The sequence below is a fragment of the Collimonas arenae genome (assembly GCF_000786695.1).
GTDB classification, from domain to species: Bacteria; Pseudomonadota; Gammaproteobacteria; order Burkholderiales; family Burkholderiaceae_D; genus Collimonas; species Collimonas arenae_A.
In genome coordinates this window covers 4318190-4332565 of the sequence record NZ_CP009962.1, presented here as the reverse complement: position 1 = coordinate 4332565, position 14376 = coordinate 4318190, and the positions used below count along the sequence as shown (strand labels likewise).

Annotated in this window: 15 protein-coding genes; 8 read left to right on the top strand and 7 right to left on the bottom strand. The window is 54.3% G+C overall.

From position 1 onward, the window contains the following. Window positions 1-7: 7 nt before the first annotated feature. The 5 genes from LT85_RS18950 to LT85_RS18930 all read right to left on the bottom strand — a co-directional run bounded on the left by LT85_RS18950 (window position 8) and on the right by LT85_RS18930 (window position 3433). Window positions 8-217 (bottom strand): tail protein X, encoded by a 210-nt coding sequence (locus LT85_RS18950; protein ID WP_038491993.1) that lies wholly within the window; start codon window positions 215-217, stop codon window positions 8-10. Next, window positions 217-714 (bottom strand): head completion/stabilization protein, encoded by a 498-nt coding sequence (locus LT85_RS18945; RefSeq protein WP_038491989.1) that lies wholly within the window; start codon window positions 712-714, stop codon window positions 217-219. The genes LT85_RS18950 and LT85_RS18945 overlap by 1 nt, the downstream gene beginning before the upstream one ends. A 99-nt stretch (window positions 715-813) precedes the next feature. Further along, entirely contained in the window at window positions 814-1527 is a 714-nt protein-coding gene (gpM, locus tag LT85_RS18940; RefSeq protein ID WP_038491987.1) for a phage terminase small subunit, read from the bottom strand. After that, entirely contained in the window at window positions 1524-2534 is a 1011-nt protein-coding gene (locus LT85_RS18935; protein ID WP_038491984.1) for a phage major capsid protein, P2 family, read from the bottom strand. The genes gpM and LT85_RS18935 overlap by 4 nt, the downstream gene beginning before the upstream one ends. 53 nt (window positions 2535-2587) lie before the next feature. Beyond that, window positions 2588-3433, bottom strand: coding sequence for a GPO family capsid scaffolding protein (locus tag LT85_RS18930; protein ID WP_038491981.1), 846 nt, complete (start codon window positions 3431-3433; stop codon window positions 2588-2590). A gap of 141 nt (window positions 3434-3574) precedes the next feature. On the opposite strand from LT85_RS18930, the gene LT85_RS18925 reads away from it, so the two are divergent. Genes LT85_RS18925 through LT85_RS18915 form a run of 3 tightly spaced genes read left to right on the top strand, consistent with a single transcriptional unit; the run spans window position 3575 to window position 6659 of the window. Further along, complete coding sequence (locus tag LT85_RS18925; RefSeq protein ID WP_081992544.1) at window positions 3575-5395, top strand: terminase ATPase subunit family protein; 1821 nt, start codon at window positions 3575-3577, stop codon at window positions 5393-5395. Continuing rightward, entirely contained in the window at window positions 5392-6453 is a 1062-nt protein-coding gene (locus LT85_RS18920) for a phage portal protein (protein WP_038491978.1), read from the top strand. Before LT85_RS18925 ends, LT85_RS18920 begins: the two co-directional genes overlap by 4 nt. Further along, window positions 6450-6659 (top strand): hypothetical protein, encoded by a 210-nt coding sequence (locus LT85_RS18915; protein ID WP_038491974.1) that lies wholly within the window; start codon window positions 6450-6452, stop codon window positions 6657-6659. The genes LT85_RS18920 and LT85_RS18915 overlap by 4 nt, the downstream gene beginning before the upstream one ends. A gap of 209 nt (window positions 6660-6868) precedes the next feature. On the opposite strand, the gene LT85_RS18910 is transcribed toward LT85_RS18915, so the two are convergent. Then, window positions 6869-7204: a hypothetical protein gene (locus LT85_RS18910; RefSeq protein ID WP_156117580.1), complete on the bottom strand. Its 336-nt coding sequence runs from the start codon at window positions 7202-7204 to the stop codon at window positions 6869-6871. A gap of 111 nt (window positions 7205-7315) precedes the next feature. Here LT85_RS18910 and LT85_RS18905 point away from each other — a divergent pair, with 111 nt between their 5' ends. The 5 genes from LT85_RS18905 (at window position 7316) to LT85_RS18890 (ending at window position 11724) form a co-directional block, all read left to right on the top strand. Continuing rightward, entirely contained in the window at window positions 7316-9373 is a 2058-nt protein-coding gene (locus LT85_RS18905) for a YadA-like family protein (RefSeq protein ID WP_081992542.1), read from the top strand. A gap of 83 nt (window positions 9374-9456) precedes the next feature. Further along, window positions 9457-10269, top strand: coding sequence for an outer membrane protein assembly factor BamE domain-containing protein (bamE, locus tag LT85_RS18900; RefSeq protein ID WP_038491967.1), 813 nt, complete (start codon window positions 9457-9459; stop codon window positions 10267-10269). Window positions 10270-10452: 183 nt separating this feature from the next. After that, entirely contained in the window at window positions 10453-10731 is a 279-nt protein-coding gene (locus LT85_RS18895) for a transposase (RefSeq protein ID WP_038491964.1), read from the top strand. A gap of 124 nt (window positions 10732-10855) precedes the next feature. After that, window positions 10856-11338, top strand: coding sequence for a lysozyme (locus tag LT85_RS26155; protein WP_081992540.1), 483 nt, complete (start codon window positions 10856-10858; stop codon window positions 11336-11338). Between the two features lie 8 nt (window positions 11339-11346). Next, on the top strand, window positions 11347-11724 hold the full coding sequence (locus LT85_RS18890; protein WP_052135311.1) for a lysozyme inhibitor LprI family protein: 378 nt from the start codon (window positions 11347-11349) through the stop codon (window positions 11722-11724). Window positions 11725-12041: 317 nt separating this feature from the next. Here LT85_RS18890 and LT85_RS25575 read toward each other — a convergent pair whose 3' ends face one another. Next, window positions 12042-13136: a toll/interleukin-1 receptor domain-containing protein gene (locus LT85_RS25575; RefSeq protein ID WP_052135310.1), complete on the bottom strand. Its 1095-nt coding sequence runs from the start codon at window positions 13134-13136 to the stop codon at window positions 12042-12044. Window positions 13137-14376: the final 1240 nt, after the last annotated feature.

Genomic DNA, 14376 nt, shown 5'->3' with positions numbered 1-14376 from the left:
CTCCGTTTCAGTCCCAAAGGCTCACGATTTGGGCGGTTTTAGTGGGGGTTGCGGTAGGTTCTGGCAGGGTGACCAAGAGGCCGTGCGGCAGGATTGGCCCCAGATCGGCCAGGCCGGGATTCAGATCAAGCGCTGCCTCGACCACGTTGGCGGTGGCGCCCAGGTGACGCCAGCACAGCAGATCCAGCGTGTCTTGCTGTTGGGCGCGAACTTGCATCAGATCAGTTCGACCGTGACGTGAGTGCGGCCGAGGATGTCGGCAATCGCCCAATGTGCATTGCGGCGCTGGTCGATAGGCGCCTGGTCCAATGCCTCCATGGTCTTCTTGTCGGAAAGCGACGAGGCGGTGCTGTCGTAATCCCGATAGCGCTCGATCAGATCCGCCTTAGCTGTGCAGTAGACGGCCCGGCGATAATGGGTGATCAGCTCACTTTCACGATTGATACGATCTGCCGGTACGGCGGCCAGCGACAAGAAACCGGCGCCGATCTGCTCCCGCTTCCAGTCGCGCAGTTCGCCATTGACGTGCAAGACGGCGGCGACCAGCGCTTCCGTCAGGCGCGGTGTAGTGACCGTGCCGTCCAGACGTACCGCTTCCCGTGCATGCTGCAAGACGATATCGGGATACCAGCCGTCATTCTCGATGGTGCCGATTTCCGGTAATGGGACATTGCCGCCGCCGGCAGTGGGCGGGGCATTTGCAATAAAGCTCATAGATGGGTTCTCGGTAGTCGGCGGTGGGCGGGCGTCAGAAGGGGCATAACCAGGTTATTTCTTCATCGACCCGCGCCGCCGTGCGCCAGGGGTGCTCGGTTACGGTGCGGCGGCAGCAATGCGCGTGCGCAAACGCTCCATTACCTGTTTTACGCCCACACCAGGGAACAGTTTCAAGGCGCTTTGCAATAGTCCGTGCGCTTGTTCTGCCTGCGGGATCTGCGTCACCGTCAGTTGGTCGCTGCCTGTTAGCTCCATGACGGCGATCATGGCGTAAGCCGTTGCCTTGTAGAGCTTGGCCCGCGCTTGGTCCGGTGCGTCGCAATGGTTAGTCAGTGCGGCGACCTGTGTCAGGACGGCGACCGCCTGTACCGGATCTTCGGCCAGATTGCCGCCGGAATACGCGCTGGCAAATTCATCCATCAGCATGGTGGGAATAGTCCGGCTGTACTGATCCGACAAGGTCAGTTCATGCTCTACCGCATACTGCGCCATGTCCAGCGCACGCGCATAGTCGCCCACGTCGATATGCCACACCAGCAGCGTAGTCAAGACATCATCCTGGCCACCCTTGCCGGCGGCCAGCACGCCGTCGATCCAGTCCTGGTACTCCGGCAGCAATACCGCCTTGCGCTCGATCTTCTTGGACACGGACTGGATCAGCTTCAAATTGCGGCAGTCGTTCGCCAGTTTGTAGAGCATCAACTCGTAGGCCGTGCCGCCCGTAACGCCACCTGGCGAAGCATCGGCGGCGGCGCGTTCAGCCAGGACACGGGCCTTGTGGCGCTGGGCGGGAGAGAGTTCGCGTGTCATGCCGGCACCAGTTCGATGTTTTCGATGACGGCGCCCAGACCGAATTCCTCGACCACATAGGCGTCATTGGACGATTCGTAGTTCTCGATACGGTCACGTTTGGCTTCATCGACCACTCGGCGCCGACGTGCCGACAACTGCCAGTAGATCGACAGATTGTCAAAACGGGTGATCAGGATCGTGTTGTCCGGGAAATACGGGACAGTGACCGCCGGCAAGCCACCGATACGTTTTTGGCTGATGACGATATCTGACGCCAGCGTCTCGGTCGGCGCCTGCTTGGTATTGACCAGGGGGAAATACTTGTCGTGCAGCAGATCGCGGCCCACGATGGCGACCAGGCCGGCGTCTTTCTGATACCAGGGTTCCAGCATGGTGATGGCGTCGTAGACGGCGGCGTCCAGATTGGCGTAGTCACCACCGGTGCCGATGACAACTTTGCCGGGACTCTTTTTGCCTTCGTGCATGACCTGTTGCGGGGCTGCGTCGCGGAAGTGCTGCAGCCAGCCCTTATTCACGTCCTGCAGCATGGGATTCTTGTCGATATCGGTGTCGGCGGCCACGCTGACACCGTGAAAGCCGATCACCATGCGGTCCAGCGCTTGACGTTGCAGGATGTTGTTGGCAATGCGCTGCTGGAAATCGGGAAACTTGGCCCAGGCGTCCAGCATTTGATACTTGATGTGCGTATCGAAATTGGTCTTTTCGCAGCGATAGCGTTGGCTATCCATAGTCGACAGGTCGCGGGTCTTGCGGTCGGCCTTGTCGGTATTGGTGCGGCCGGCAATTGGGCCGGAAATGCCGAGGCCCAGCTTTTCACCCTCCATTTCAGTGACGCCGATGACATTGATTTTACTGAGGAACTCGCTGGATTCCTGGATCTTGTTTTCCAGCTTCTGCTGGACAGACGGCGTAACGCTGTAGGTGTCGGCAACGCTGCCGGTATCGTTCAGTGTCGCCAGGCGTTGCGTGTACTTCTGAAAGGCCAAGCGTGTTTGCTTTTGCATGCGGGGTAACTCCTAACTGTATTGGGAATGGAAACGAAACGGGAAACCGTGGCTTAGAAATCGGTTTCCACGTCGCTGGCGCCGCCGGTGGCGGCTGGGCGCTTTTCTGACTTGGCGTCGGTGACATCGACTTGCTGCTTGAAGGCAGCAAAATCGTCAGTCGATTTCTTGAGGGCGGTTTCCAGCGTGGTGATTTGCTCGAGGGCAGCGGCGAATTGTTCGTCCTGGGTATTGACGTGGGCGGCCAGCGTGGCGACGGCGTCGCTGATGTCAGCGAATTGCGTCTGGTCGGTGTTGCTCTTGGCGGTAAAGCGTTTCAGGATGGATTTGACAGTGTCGGACAATTTGATTCCTTCTGATGGGGTGGTGTCTTCGAATTCCAGTTGTGTTTCGATTGCCGCCGAAAACAAGTTGTCGGGGCTTTGCTTGCGGTTTGCAAAAAGATTGACGCCCGGATGTTGGGCAGAAAAAGACAAGATTTCAGTACCGAGGCTGGCCGGACTGTCGGTGATACCAAGGCCGATCAGATAGGCTTCGCCGGTATCGGAAAACTTTGGATTGATCTCGATGCTGGTGTAGATTTTTTGCCGCGCCTTGTTCATGGCCACCAGTTCGGGCGTGGGCGAGATCTGCGCGAACAACGCCAACTTCTTGGCGCCGCCCAGCTCGACTTCCTCAGCCTTCAGAGCAGTCACATCGCCATAGGCTTTAAATGGACTGTCCGGCAGTGTTCCCCGGATGTGTTCCATCCAAATGCGGGCACCATAGAAGTCCGGGTTAAAGCTGGCCGCCATTTGTTCAATGAAGGCCCGGTCGATGACGCGGCCATCGGTGGTGGATCCTTCCAGGGCGACACGGAAGAACTTCGATTTCTGTGCTGCAGGTTTGGTTGTTGGCATGGTGTCGGTAATTGGGTGGAGAGTTCGAGTACCGCCATGGTCAAGGTTGATGCGCGTGGAAACAATCGGCAGCGGGTTGATAAGGTTGTTACTGACTATCCCGATGAGGAAATGCAAACGTAATCCCCCTACGCTTGCGGCATGCCAGAAACCAGCACATCCAAACGTCCACGCCGCCCCGCCTTGCGCGTACCCAAGCCAGCCACCCTTACAGAAGATCCGGCCGCAGTGCGCAATGTCGCCCGTGGCCTCTACTGGCAGGGCTGGCGCATTTCCTCCATTGCGAAGCACCTGAAGCAGAAGCGCAGCACGATAGCCAGTTGGAAGCAACGCGACCTATGGCATTTGTCCACCGCCATTGACCGCATGGAAGTGACGCTGGAAGCGCGCATGGTCCAACTGGTTAATAAGGAGGTCAAAAGCGGCAGCGATTTCAAGGAAATCGATCTACTCACGCGCTCCCTGGTGCAAATGTCGCGCAAGCGGCGTTATGACGGCGGCGGCAATGAAGCCGATCTGAATCCGAATCTGGACAAGAGAAACGCCGGCCCGAAGAAGAAGCCGACCAAGAACGATTACGGCGACGAGCAGCGCGACAAACTCATAGAGGCGTTCAGCGAATCGCTATTCGATTACCAGAAGGTTTGGTATCGCAATGGCCACGAGCGCACGCGCATGATTCTGAAATCGCGCCAGATCGGCGCGACCTGGTATTTCGCCCGCGAAGCGCTGGTCGACGCGATGCAGACCGGGCGCGATCAAATTTTCTTGTCAGCGAGTAAGGCGCAGGCACACGTCTTTAAACAGTACATCGTGCAGTTTGCCCATGACGCCGCCGGCATTAGCCTGTCTGGCGACCCGATCATCTTGCCGAACGGCGCGCACCTGCGTTTCCTGGGCACGAATTCGCGCACCGCCCAGGGCTACCACGGCAATTTCTACTTTGATGAATTCTTCTGGACCCACAATTTCCAAGAGTTGAACAAAGTGGCGTCCGGTATGGCCTTGCACAGTAAATGGCGTAAAACCTACTTTTCGACGCCATCCTCGACCACGCACCAGGCGTATCCCTTCTGGACCGGAGACCTGTTCAACAAGGGACGGTCCAAGGCTGAACAATTCAAGATCGATGTCAGCCATAAAAAGCTAGTGAACGGCTTTAGGGGTCAGGACGAGATCTGGCGCCAGATTGTGACCATTCTGGACGCCGAGCGCGGCGGCTGCAATCTGTTCGACATTGAGCGCTTGCGCAACTTCGAATACAGCCCCGACCAGTTCGAAAACCTCCTCATGTGTAACTTTATCGATGACACCGCATCGATTTTTACGCTGGGCGAACTGCAGCGCTGCATGGTCGATACCTGGGGGGCGTGGGTAGACGTGAAGCCGTTTGCGGCGCGTCCGTTCGGTTATCGCCCGGTCTGGATCGGCTACGACCCCTCGCTGACTGGCGACAGTGCCGGCTGCGTGGTGCTGGCGCCGCCGCTGGTGGCGGGTGGCAAGTTCCGGGTATTAGAACGGTTCCAGTGGCGCGGCATGGATTTCGCCGCCCAGGCCGAAGCCATCCGGCAAATGACCTTGCGTTACCAGGTCGAATATATCGGCATCGACACCACGGGGATGGGCATCGGCGTCTTTCCGATTGTGCGTCAGTTTTTCCCTGGCACCACGGCCATCAACTATTCGCCCGAGGTCAAGACCCGCATGGTTTTAAAAGCCAAGGACGTGATCAGCAAAGGGCGGCTGGAATTCGACGCCGGTGCCACGGATCTGGCGCAAGCCTTCATGTCCATCCATAAAACCATCACCGCCAGTGGGCGGCAAGTCACCTATGAAGCCGGCCGTACGGATGAGACCGGCCACGCCGACCTGGCCTGGGCCTGCATGCACGCGCTCGATCACGAACCGATTGAGGGCATTTCTGAAAGCACCACATCATTTATGGAGATTTTTACATCGTGAGGAAACAGAAACACAAGCGTCAGTATGCCGCCGCGCCGCCGACAGGCGCACTTGCAGCCCAGGTAGCGCCGGCGCCATCTATGGAAGCGTTCTCGTTTGGCGATCCGACGCCGGTGCTGGACCACGCCGACATCATGGAAAGCCTGGAATGCTGGCGCAATGGTAAGTGGTACGAACCGCCTGTCAGCTGGGCCGGCCTGGCGAAATCGTTTAACGCCAGCGTCCACCACAGCAGCGCGATCCACTTCAAGGCCAACATCCTGACATCGACCTTTGTGCCGAACAAGTATTTGACGCCGGCGACCTTTAAACGCCTGGCACTGGATTTCCTGACGTTCGGCAACGCCTATCCGGAAAAGCGCAGCAGCCGTACCGGCAGGCTGGTGCAGCTAAACCACTCCCTGGCGAAGTACACCCGGCGCGGCGTGGATCTGGACGCCTATTTCTTTGTGCAGGGCTGGAAGCAGGAACATGCCTTTGACAAAGGGACCATCGGCCACGTCATGGATCCGGACGTGAACCAGGAGGTGTACGGCTTGCCGCAATACCTATCTGCCTTGCAGTCGGCCTGGCTCAATGAATCGGCCACGCTGTTCCGCCGCAAGTACTACAAGAACGGCTCCCACGCCGGCTTCATCCTCTACATGACCGACGCCGCGCAGAACGTCAAGGACGTGGACAACCTGCGCACCGCGCTGCGGGAGAGCAAGGGACCGGGCAATTTCCGCAACGTCTTCATGTACGCACCGGGTGGCAAGAAGGACGGCATCCAGATCCTGCCGGTGTCCGAGGTCGCGGCCAAGGATGAGTTTTTCAATATCAAGGGCGTGACCAGGGACGACCTGCTGGCCGCGCACCGCGTGCCGCCGCAGCTGATGGGAATCATGCCCAACAACGCCGGCGGCTTTGGCGCCATCGAACCGGCTGCGCGGGTGTTCGCCCGTAACGAGCTGGTGCCGTTGCAATCGCAATTTTTAATGATCAATGAATGGTGTGGAGAGGAAGTCGTGAAATTTAATGAATACACGTTGGGGAACATGGAAGGGAAAGCAGCATGAGCGACGTAGCCGACCGCGCCGAGTGGCGCATTGCAATGGATCTGACGGTCGCCCAGGCGCATGCGCGCCGCACGCCCCAGCTGGTGGCCGATGGTTACTGCCACTACTGTGATGAGCGAGTCGTCCATGGCGCGCTGTTTTGCAATACGGATTGCCGGGATGACTACCAGAAGGAGCAGGAGGCGTTCAGGCGCGCCGGACGTTAAAGGTATACCTGCCCCGCTGCCATAGTGAGAGGGCAGCGCCTGTATCGCCTCAAGCCGCCTCGTGCGGCTTTTTTTTACGCCCTGCGCCTGGCGCTACCCTCGGTGAAAATGTCCGGTTCCGGCTTTTAAAACGCAGTCCCCCCCACGCCTGGGGGCTTCGTTAAAGGGGCTGCTTTTAACGCATTTCACCAAAACGCCGAACCTTAGCACTACGCGGGGTTCGGCAGGAAATCGGCCGCATTACCGTGACGCAAAATGACGCACTTTTGGACTGAACCCTTGTGCCTGAGCGAAAGCGGGGTGGTGTTTTCGTCCATGTCAGGCGATGGGTGAATCACGATCTGGATTTTGTCGACTTGTACCGCTGTCGGGACAGATGTGCGCGCCGCAACCGGTGGCCGCGTATCGAAAGCCAGCGCGGGAATGGTGACTTTAAAACAACAAATGCTGGCTAAATGTTGGCGAAATTCCGGCGGTCGCAAATAGTAAAGCAACGAATATTGGCGGCTTGTTGACGCATTAGTTAAGCATTGTTTAGTAACCATTTTTTTCCAAAAATCCCTTCTACACTCCAACCTTCAAGTGATCAGGAAGTAACGCTTCTCGGTAAGGGGATCATCCATTGTAAATTAACAAATTATTAAGAAAACTAGGTCATGAATAAGATATTTAGAATTATCTGGAATACGGCCACTGGTAGTTGGTGTGTTGTCGGCGAATTAGCACATGCTCGTGGAAAAACAAAAAGCACGTCCAAAGGGCGTGTCGTCATGGGTATTATTGTCGCGGGTACGGTTTTTTTAGGTGCGAATGAACCTGTGCTTGCCGCCGCAACTGGCGGCTCCGGTGTGTTCACTACAGGTGTAACCCAACAAGATATTGCTAGCAATGTAGCAACGGGCACTGGTTCCAATGCGTCCGGAGGAGGAGCTACCGCGATTGGGCTCAACTCCAATGCACCTGGAATCCAGGCCACTGCCATTGGGATGGGCTCCAATGCGTCAGGACAAAGTGCAACCGCTATTGGAGGATCTACAGCCTCTGGCGCTTACTCATTTGCCATCGGCGTAAACGCCACTGCGTCCGTAAATGGTGGGATTGCTATCGGCGAAAATTCCGCCTCCTCTGACGCTGGAACAATCGCTATTGGACTGAAGGCCATTGCCTCTGGTAATTCAGCAATTGCTTCCGGTGCGGATTCCACCGCCTCTAACCTTTATACAATTGCCACCGGTTTTTTTTCCACCGCTTCTGGTAATTCAGCAATTGCATATGGGGCATTTTCCTCTGCTTCTGGTTATGGATCGATTGCTACCGGTACAAATTCCACCGCCTCTGGCCCTGGAGCAATCGCAACTGGACTTGGTTCCTCTGCCTCTGGTAGTTATGCAAACGCAACTGGATATTATTCCTCTGCCTCTGGTAGTCAAGCGATCGCTAGCGGTACAAATTCAGCTGCCTATGGCGATAATTCGATTGCGCAGGGCGCGTTCGCGCAGGCCAGTCTCAATAGTGTGGCAATCGGCTCTAATGCAGTCGCCAGCATCAATAACTCGGTAGCGCTTGGCGCCAACGCTACGACATCGGCAGCAGTCGCCGTGAGTTCAGTTACCGTTGGAGCGACCACTTTCGGCACGTTCGCTGGTAGTACACCAGTCGGCGTGGTCAGCGTCGGCTCCGCCGGCGCGGAGCGCCAGGTAACGAACGTGGCTGCAGGCCAGATCACGGCAACCAGCACTGACGCAGTGAATGGCAGCCAGTTATATTCGGTGGCCAGCGAACTGAATGCGGCGATCACTAACATCGCTAACATCCCTAAAAATAATCCGAGTGGCCCGACTACGACAGGCAACACTGCTCCAGTGGCTTCGAGCGAAGGTAGTACGTTTGCGGGTAGTGTAGGTGCGGCAGGCAGCAATTCGCTTGCAGTGGGCACCAATGCTGTGGCTACCGGCCAGAATTCGACTGCCACTGGTCAGGGCGCTATGGCGAACGCTGCAGCCACAACGGCGACCGGCGCAGGTGCCTCAGCCACAGCCGCCAACGCTACTGCGGTTGGAGCCGGAACTCAGGCAACGGCGAGCAATTCGGTGGCGTTAGGCGCCAATTCGATGGCCACAGGTCAGAACTCGACTGCCACTGGTCAGGGGGCCGTGGCAAATGCTGCTGGTGCTACGGCGACTGGTGCAGGCGCTTTGGCTACAGCTGCTAATGCAACGGCGGTGGGGGCAGGTGCACAGGTATCGGGAAGCAATTCGGTGGCGCTGGGTGCCAACTCGGTGGCGAATCAGGCAAATTCCGTATCAGTCGGCTCCGCCGGCAATGAACGCGCTATCACGAATGTCGCCGCGGGCGTCAATACAACTGACGCTGTCAATGTCGGACAGTTGAACTCAGGTGTCGCAGGCGCTGTGACACAAGCTAATCAGTACACAAATCAGCAAGTTAATCAACTGCAGAACCAGATCGATCAGAACAACCGAACTGCTGCAGGCGGCATTGCGGCGGCAATGGCTGCGGGAGGTTTGCCGCAACCTACGAGTCCAGGAAAAAGCATGGTGGCTGTCGCCGGCAGTCGCTGGCAAGGACAGACCGGACTTGCCCTAGGGTTGTCTACTGTTTCTGAAAATAACAGATGGGTATACAAGGCGGCGATCACCAGCAGCAGTGTCGGGCAGACCGGCGGCGTTGTCTCTGCGGGCTATCAATGGTAGCTATCTGTTTTAGCTGTGGATTGTTCACTCAGTCGGGCGGCGAGAACATTTTGCCGCAAACAAAAAGTCATTAAAGGAAACAAATGAACAATAAATTGATAGGTATGCTCAGTGGAATGTGCTTGATGTTTGCGAGCGTCAATGCGCTTGCTGCGAATGACGATACGGTAACTTTCCCAGACCGTGACAGCGCCTCGCTGAAGGAAGGCACCTTCGTTAATATCGACAATCTGCGCCAGGTTGCCCCTGGACTAAGCAAAAACCAGCTGTATGCTTTATTGCAGGAGCCGCATTTTAGCGAAGGCGTATTTGGTGTCCGTAAGTGGAATTATATTTTTAACTTCCGCACGGGCAAAGGCGATGAATTTGTCAGCTGCCAATACCAGATACAATTCGATGACCATAAGCTGGTGAAGGCGACGTATTGGAAAGACCCGGCTTGCGCGGATTTCTTGAAGAGGCCGGCTGCGCCTGAAGTGGTTGTCGCACCGGTGGCCATCGCCGCAAATCCGGAAAAATTTGTCCTATCCATGGATACCTTGTTCCCGTTCGCAAAATCTAGCCTGGACAGCATATTGCCGGCCGGCCGGACTGCCCTGGATGATCTGGCTGCCAAAATCAAATCCGGCTATGTCAGCTTAAGCGCGATTGTGGTGACCGGCTATGCTGATCGCATCGGTTCGCCAGAATCGAACCAGACGCTTTCGCTGGCGCGTGCTGCCACCGTACGCGACTATCTGGCGACCCAGGGAATCGATCCGGGTGTATCCAAGATTCAAGGCATGGGCGCCAGCCAGCCAGTGACCCAATGTCCGCCGGGAAAAACCGGAGCAATCATCCATTGCTTGCAACCCGATCGCCGGGTGACCATAGAAGTTTCAGGTGAAAAGCACTAAGTAGGAAAGCAGAACCTGCTTGCATGGTCTCCGAAATCTGAATCTTATCGACGATGCACAGCGTGCCCGGAAGGCTGAGTAGATGCTCTGCGCGCTACGTGCGTCGACGTTCAAGTGGCAATTTGAATCACCACAAGTATCGTAGGCACTCCTCAGCCTATCATTTAGGTCAAAGGAGAAGCAATGAGCAAGAAGCGCTATACAGACGAATTCAGGATTGAGGCTGTTAAGCAGGTGACCGACCGAGGTTATACTGTCGCCGTGGTCGCTGATCGTCTAGGCGTAAGTCACCACAGCCTTTATCAGTGGATCAAACGATTCAGAGTTGTCCCAGCCGAGTACAACGCGATAGACGAGCAACGGGCAGAGATACGCCGTTTGACAGCGGAACTCAAGCGCATCAGCGAGGAACGCGATATCTTTAAAATGGCCGCAACGAACTTAACCAAAGCCGCCGAGTGAAGTACACGTTTGTGCGGGAGCATCAGCAGACCTATCCAATACGGCGCCCCTGCCAGATGCATAGAGATGCACTTCTGCAACTTATGCTACATTTGTTGGTAATTCCACAAGCGCGGAGGTGAGTATGGCAAATGAACACATGAGAACGAGTACTGCCGGGATGGCGGCGCTTCGTACACGGGAAGGTGCGGTGCTTCGTTATTACAACGATAATGCCAATAATTGCACTTATGGCGTAGGGACACTGGCGCATAGCGGAGTGTGTACCCCAGAGGAATTGCAGCGCCCAGTTACGATCCCTCAAGTAAATGCGCAATTGAGTTTGCGCGTTACCGCAGCTGAGGCCACTGTACGGAGGCATGTCAGAGACCACCAGCTTACTCAAGAGCAATTTGATTCCCTTGTTAGTTTCGCCTACAACACTGGCGCAACTGGTGCTGCGGTCACGCTCCGGGCTGCAAATAGAGGTGACGCTCATGCCGTCGTCGGCCATATGAACCAGAACGTCTATGTGCATCCGCGTGACGCCCACGGGCGACGTGGTCGACCAGTGCGCGTACCAGGCTTGGTTACTCGCAGGCGTGACGAAGCGGCACCATTCCGTTGATGCGCCCTATGAAAAGCAACCTATTCCTGGCTCTAATCGCCGCATCGTCCCTGGTCAGTGCTGCCCCTCGGTATGTGCCTGCCGAGGGCGACGTGCTGGTCGAGCTATCTCATCGAAGCAATTTACCTGAGGCTGACCTAAAGCAGAGCCTAGCTAACTGCGATGCGAATCAGACCAACACTAATCTATGCGCATATCGTGACCAAGTTGCCGCCGACTTGACGTTGAAACATGCCGTTGCCGAATGGGAAAAGGCCCGCGATGCAGGCTGTGCAAAGTCGGCAGAGCGGGAGTATGGCGGCGGATCTCTGAAGCCGACCGCTCAGGCCATGTGTGTTACCGCTGAGACGAAGAAAATGATTCAGAGGGTAGAGCGCGCTAAATAGCCCTCTGTACCTTCAACAAACCGCCTACGGGCGGTATTTTTTTATATTCAGATTCACGCGCAAACGAATCCAATATTTCGCGCCGCGTTACACAAAGCCAAAGTTTTGACACGGTCGAGGTTTAAAACGTGGGCGAAATTTGGGCGAAAGTGCAGACCCTTTGAGACTTCCCCAGACCGCGCAGTTTTTGCTACCTCTATTAGCTACGCGGTCTGTGGTGGTCTGGGTTGGTGTGTATTGGTGGAGGCGGCGGGAATCGAACCCGCTTCCCTTTAATATGCGTTCACGTCCAACAAACGGCACGCATTCATCCATGTTTACTTACAAATTACTCTTGCCTCTTGCAGCACGGATATAAGTTTGAGAATTTGATTTGAAGGTAAATTGTCGGAATCAAAAATCACGTGTAGAAATTTTTCCGGGGGGGCCGCGCTATGTTTACGGAAAAAGGAGGACTGGTCAAGCAATGAAAAATCAACGCTTTCAAATTTATAGTGATTCGGATACGACTTCGACATCGAAAGCCCTACTTGATGTAACCGAGAGGACACTTTGAAGTCGGTAGTCTCAAGCTGTATCGGTTCTTGGAAGAAAACGTCGCACCAAAATTTTGCTAGAGTCTTATCCCTGTAGAGAGCCGTGCACAGTCCTTTGATGATCCCAGCGCAATTGGAAAAGTGATACGGATCCATCTTCAACTCGATGGAACCAGGCGAAGGAGGTTGCGTTCCATTTCGCTCGGGATGAAGCAGGAGCGTTATTCCTGCGCACTGTATTTTTTCCTTAGTCGCATAATTAAACTCAATTCCTAGTTGCTCGAAGCACTTTTCGACAGCTTTCAGTGGTTCTTCCACAATGCAAACTGGCTCGCTCTCAGTTACGGCAATTTTTGACGCAAAAGTGAACTGAAAGTAATCGATGAAGGACGGAACTAGCGATGCGATAGTTTCATCATGGAGAGATAATTCGTCGTGATCTTCAGAAGTAAAATCCTCAGCAAAGTCACAGTTAAATTCTCTATTGATGATGGTTACGATATTGTTCATTCCTGCTTCGCTTACGATATTGAATCCCTGTAGGAGATTGATCGGGGGTGACAACTTTCCTACGTCTATGCTTTTGATTCCTATCGGTATTACTTTTACACCTTTTGCGTACGCAAAGCCGGATTCGAAATGAATCCAATTCGAATTGACAGATTGAGGCGACACAAAAACAAGCATTATTTTTGCTTTGTCGAGATTTTCTTCTATTTTGTGAACCCAATTATTTCCAAATGGAATGCTTTCGCCGTCGCTTGATTGAAATATTTCAATAGTTTTTGATGTGGCTTTGAGGACCTTCCGGCGCAGAGCGGAAATATAATTCTTGTCCCGCGAGGAATGGCTAAAGAATATTGTTGGTTTCTGCATGAAGGTACCTTTGGTAATTAGTCAACCTAGTGTAACCATATTCCACTGTGCTACATAGCATTGCACATGCACCAAAAAAATGGGTAGCTTACCGATGCGGAGTTGGCCCGAATTGCTCACATTAGCGGAGGGCCGATGTGCGTGAGGATTCCGAGTACTTTCTACGGCGCTGATTGACGATCTATTTTTGAGCGTCAAAACTGTACTATTCAAAAAATCCACTTCTTTTCAAATCAAGCACTTAGAGAATGTCATCCCGACAAACAATAGTACGCTTGTCATGCTCTAACTCCTTGAATTGAAAAGAAAAATTGACGCTAACGCAATAGCTTCATAGCCTATCCGGGGTTCGAATCCCCGTCTCTCCGCCAAGGATATAAGCCATTGATATTAAATGGATTTTCAAGAAAAGCCGCCTTCATTTATGGGCGGCTTTTTCTTTTAGGGATAACCTAGGAATACTCTGCTTATTGATCCCTCGACCAGCCTTGGTCCAACCAGAGAAGTTCAGTCCATTCGCTGGATAATTTGCATCCCAAATGCCCCACGTTTAGAAAGCAATCCTACTTAGAGGCTGTTGCAAAATTAACCGGGCGTTGTTGCTCCTCCTTGCCGTACTACTCGTACTGTCTTCGTCGGAGCGTCTAGCCATCTTAATTTTGCAATAGCCTCTTACAATCGTGATGAGTAGGGCATCGGAGTGATCGACGTGGCATTGCTAGACGCTATTCGACGCTAGCACATTCGTGACCAGGTCTCGTTGAGAGAGATCACCAGACGATTGCGTATCTCTCGAAACACGGTTCGGCGCTATCTGCGCTCGGAAATCATAGAACCGGCCGACTAGAAGCGACATTCGCCCAGCGCGGTCGACAAATTTGCGTTTCAGCTTTCAGCTTGATTCAAAAACAGAAGCGGTTAAGTCACGCAAGCAGCGGCGAAGCCTAAAACAGATGCATGAAGATCTGCTTGAACCAGGATTTGTGGATTCGTACGAGGGGGACGCAGTATTCGCCAGGCATTGGCGGAGGATTAAAACCGACAGTGGCAATTTAGCTGGCAAACGAACATGCCCAGCTTGCTCTGGGTTAATGACATCCACTAACTGTATTCATTAGAACATTGACATTTTTATATTCAATGTGCACTATATAAAGACGCATCAACAATTTTTGACAATTAATAACAATAGTGGCTTGTATTGTCTGGTGCGTTAAATTTGGCTTGGTGGTTTCCGGAT

Excerpts from the sequence above, each read along its gene's own strand:
- LT85_RS18915 (WP_038491974.1), top strand. The coding sequence starts at position 6,450 with ATGAGCGACGTAGCCGACCGCGCCGAGTGGCGCATTGCAATGGATCTG.
- gpM (WP_038491987.1), bottom strand. The coding sequence starts at position 1,527 with ATGACACGCGAACTCTCTCCCGCCCAGCGCCACAAGGCCCGTGTCCTG.
- LT85_RS18930 (WP_038491981.1), bottom strand. The coding sequence starts at position 3,433 with ATGCCAACAACCAAACCTGCAGCACAGAAATCGAAGTTCTTCCGTGTC.
- LT85_RS26155 (WP_081992540.1), top strand. The coding sequence starts at position 10,856 with ATGGCAAATGAACACATGAGAACGAGTACTGCCGGGATGGCGGCGCTT.
- LT85_RS18895 (WP_038491964.1), top strand. The coding sequence starts at position 10,453 with ATGAGCAAGAAGCGCTATACAGACGAATTCAGGATTGAGGCTGTTAAG.
- LT85_RS18910 (WP_156117580.1), bottom strand. The coding sequence starts at position 7,204 with ATGGTTACTAAACAATGCTTAACTAATGCGTCAACAAGCCGCCAATAT.
- LT85_RS18925 (WP_081992544.1), top strand. The coding sequence starts at position 3,575 with ATGCCAGAAACCAGCACATCCAAACGTCCACGCCGCCCCGCCTTGCGC.
- LT85_RS25575 (WP_052135310.1), bottom strand. The coding sequence starts at position 13,136 with ATGCAGAAACCAACAATATTCTTTAGCCATTCCTCGCGGGACAAGAAT.
- LT85_RS18890 (WP_052135311.1), top strand. The coding sequence starts at position 11,347 with ATGAAAAGCAACCTATTCCTGGCTCTAATCGCCGCATCGTCCCTGGTC.
- LT85_RS18905 (WP_081992542.1), top strand. The coding sequence starts at position 7,316 with ATGAATAAGATATTTAGAATTATCTGGAATACGGCCACTGGTAGTTGG.
- LT85_RS18945 (WP_038491989.1), bottom strand. The coding sequence starts at position 714 with ATGAGCTTTATTGCAAATGCCCCGCCCACTGCCGGCGGCGGCAATGTC.
- LT85_RS18950 (WP_038491993.1), bottom strand. The coding sequence starts at position 217 with ATGCAAGTTCGCGCCCAACAGCAAGACACGCTGGATCTGCTGTGCTGG.
- bamE (WP_038491967.1), top strand. The coding sequence starts at position 9,457 with ATGAACAATAAATTGATAGGTATGCTCAGTGGAATGTGCTTGATGTTT.
- LT85_RS18935 (WP_038491984.1), bottom strand. The coding sequence starts at position 2,534 with ATGCAAAAGCAAACACGCTTGGCCTTTCAGAAGTACACGCAACGCCTG.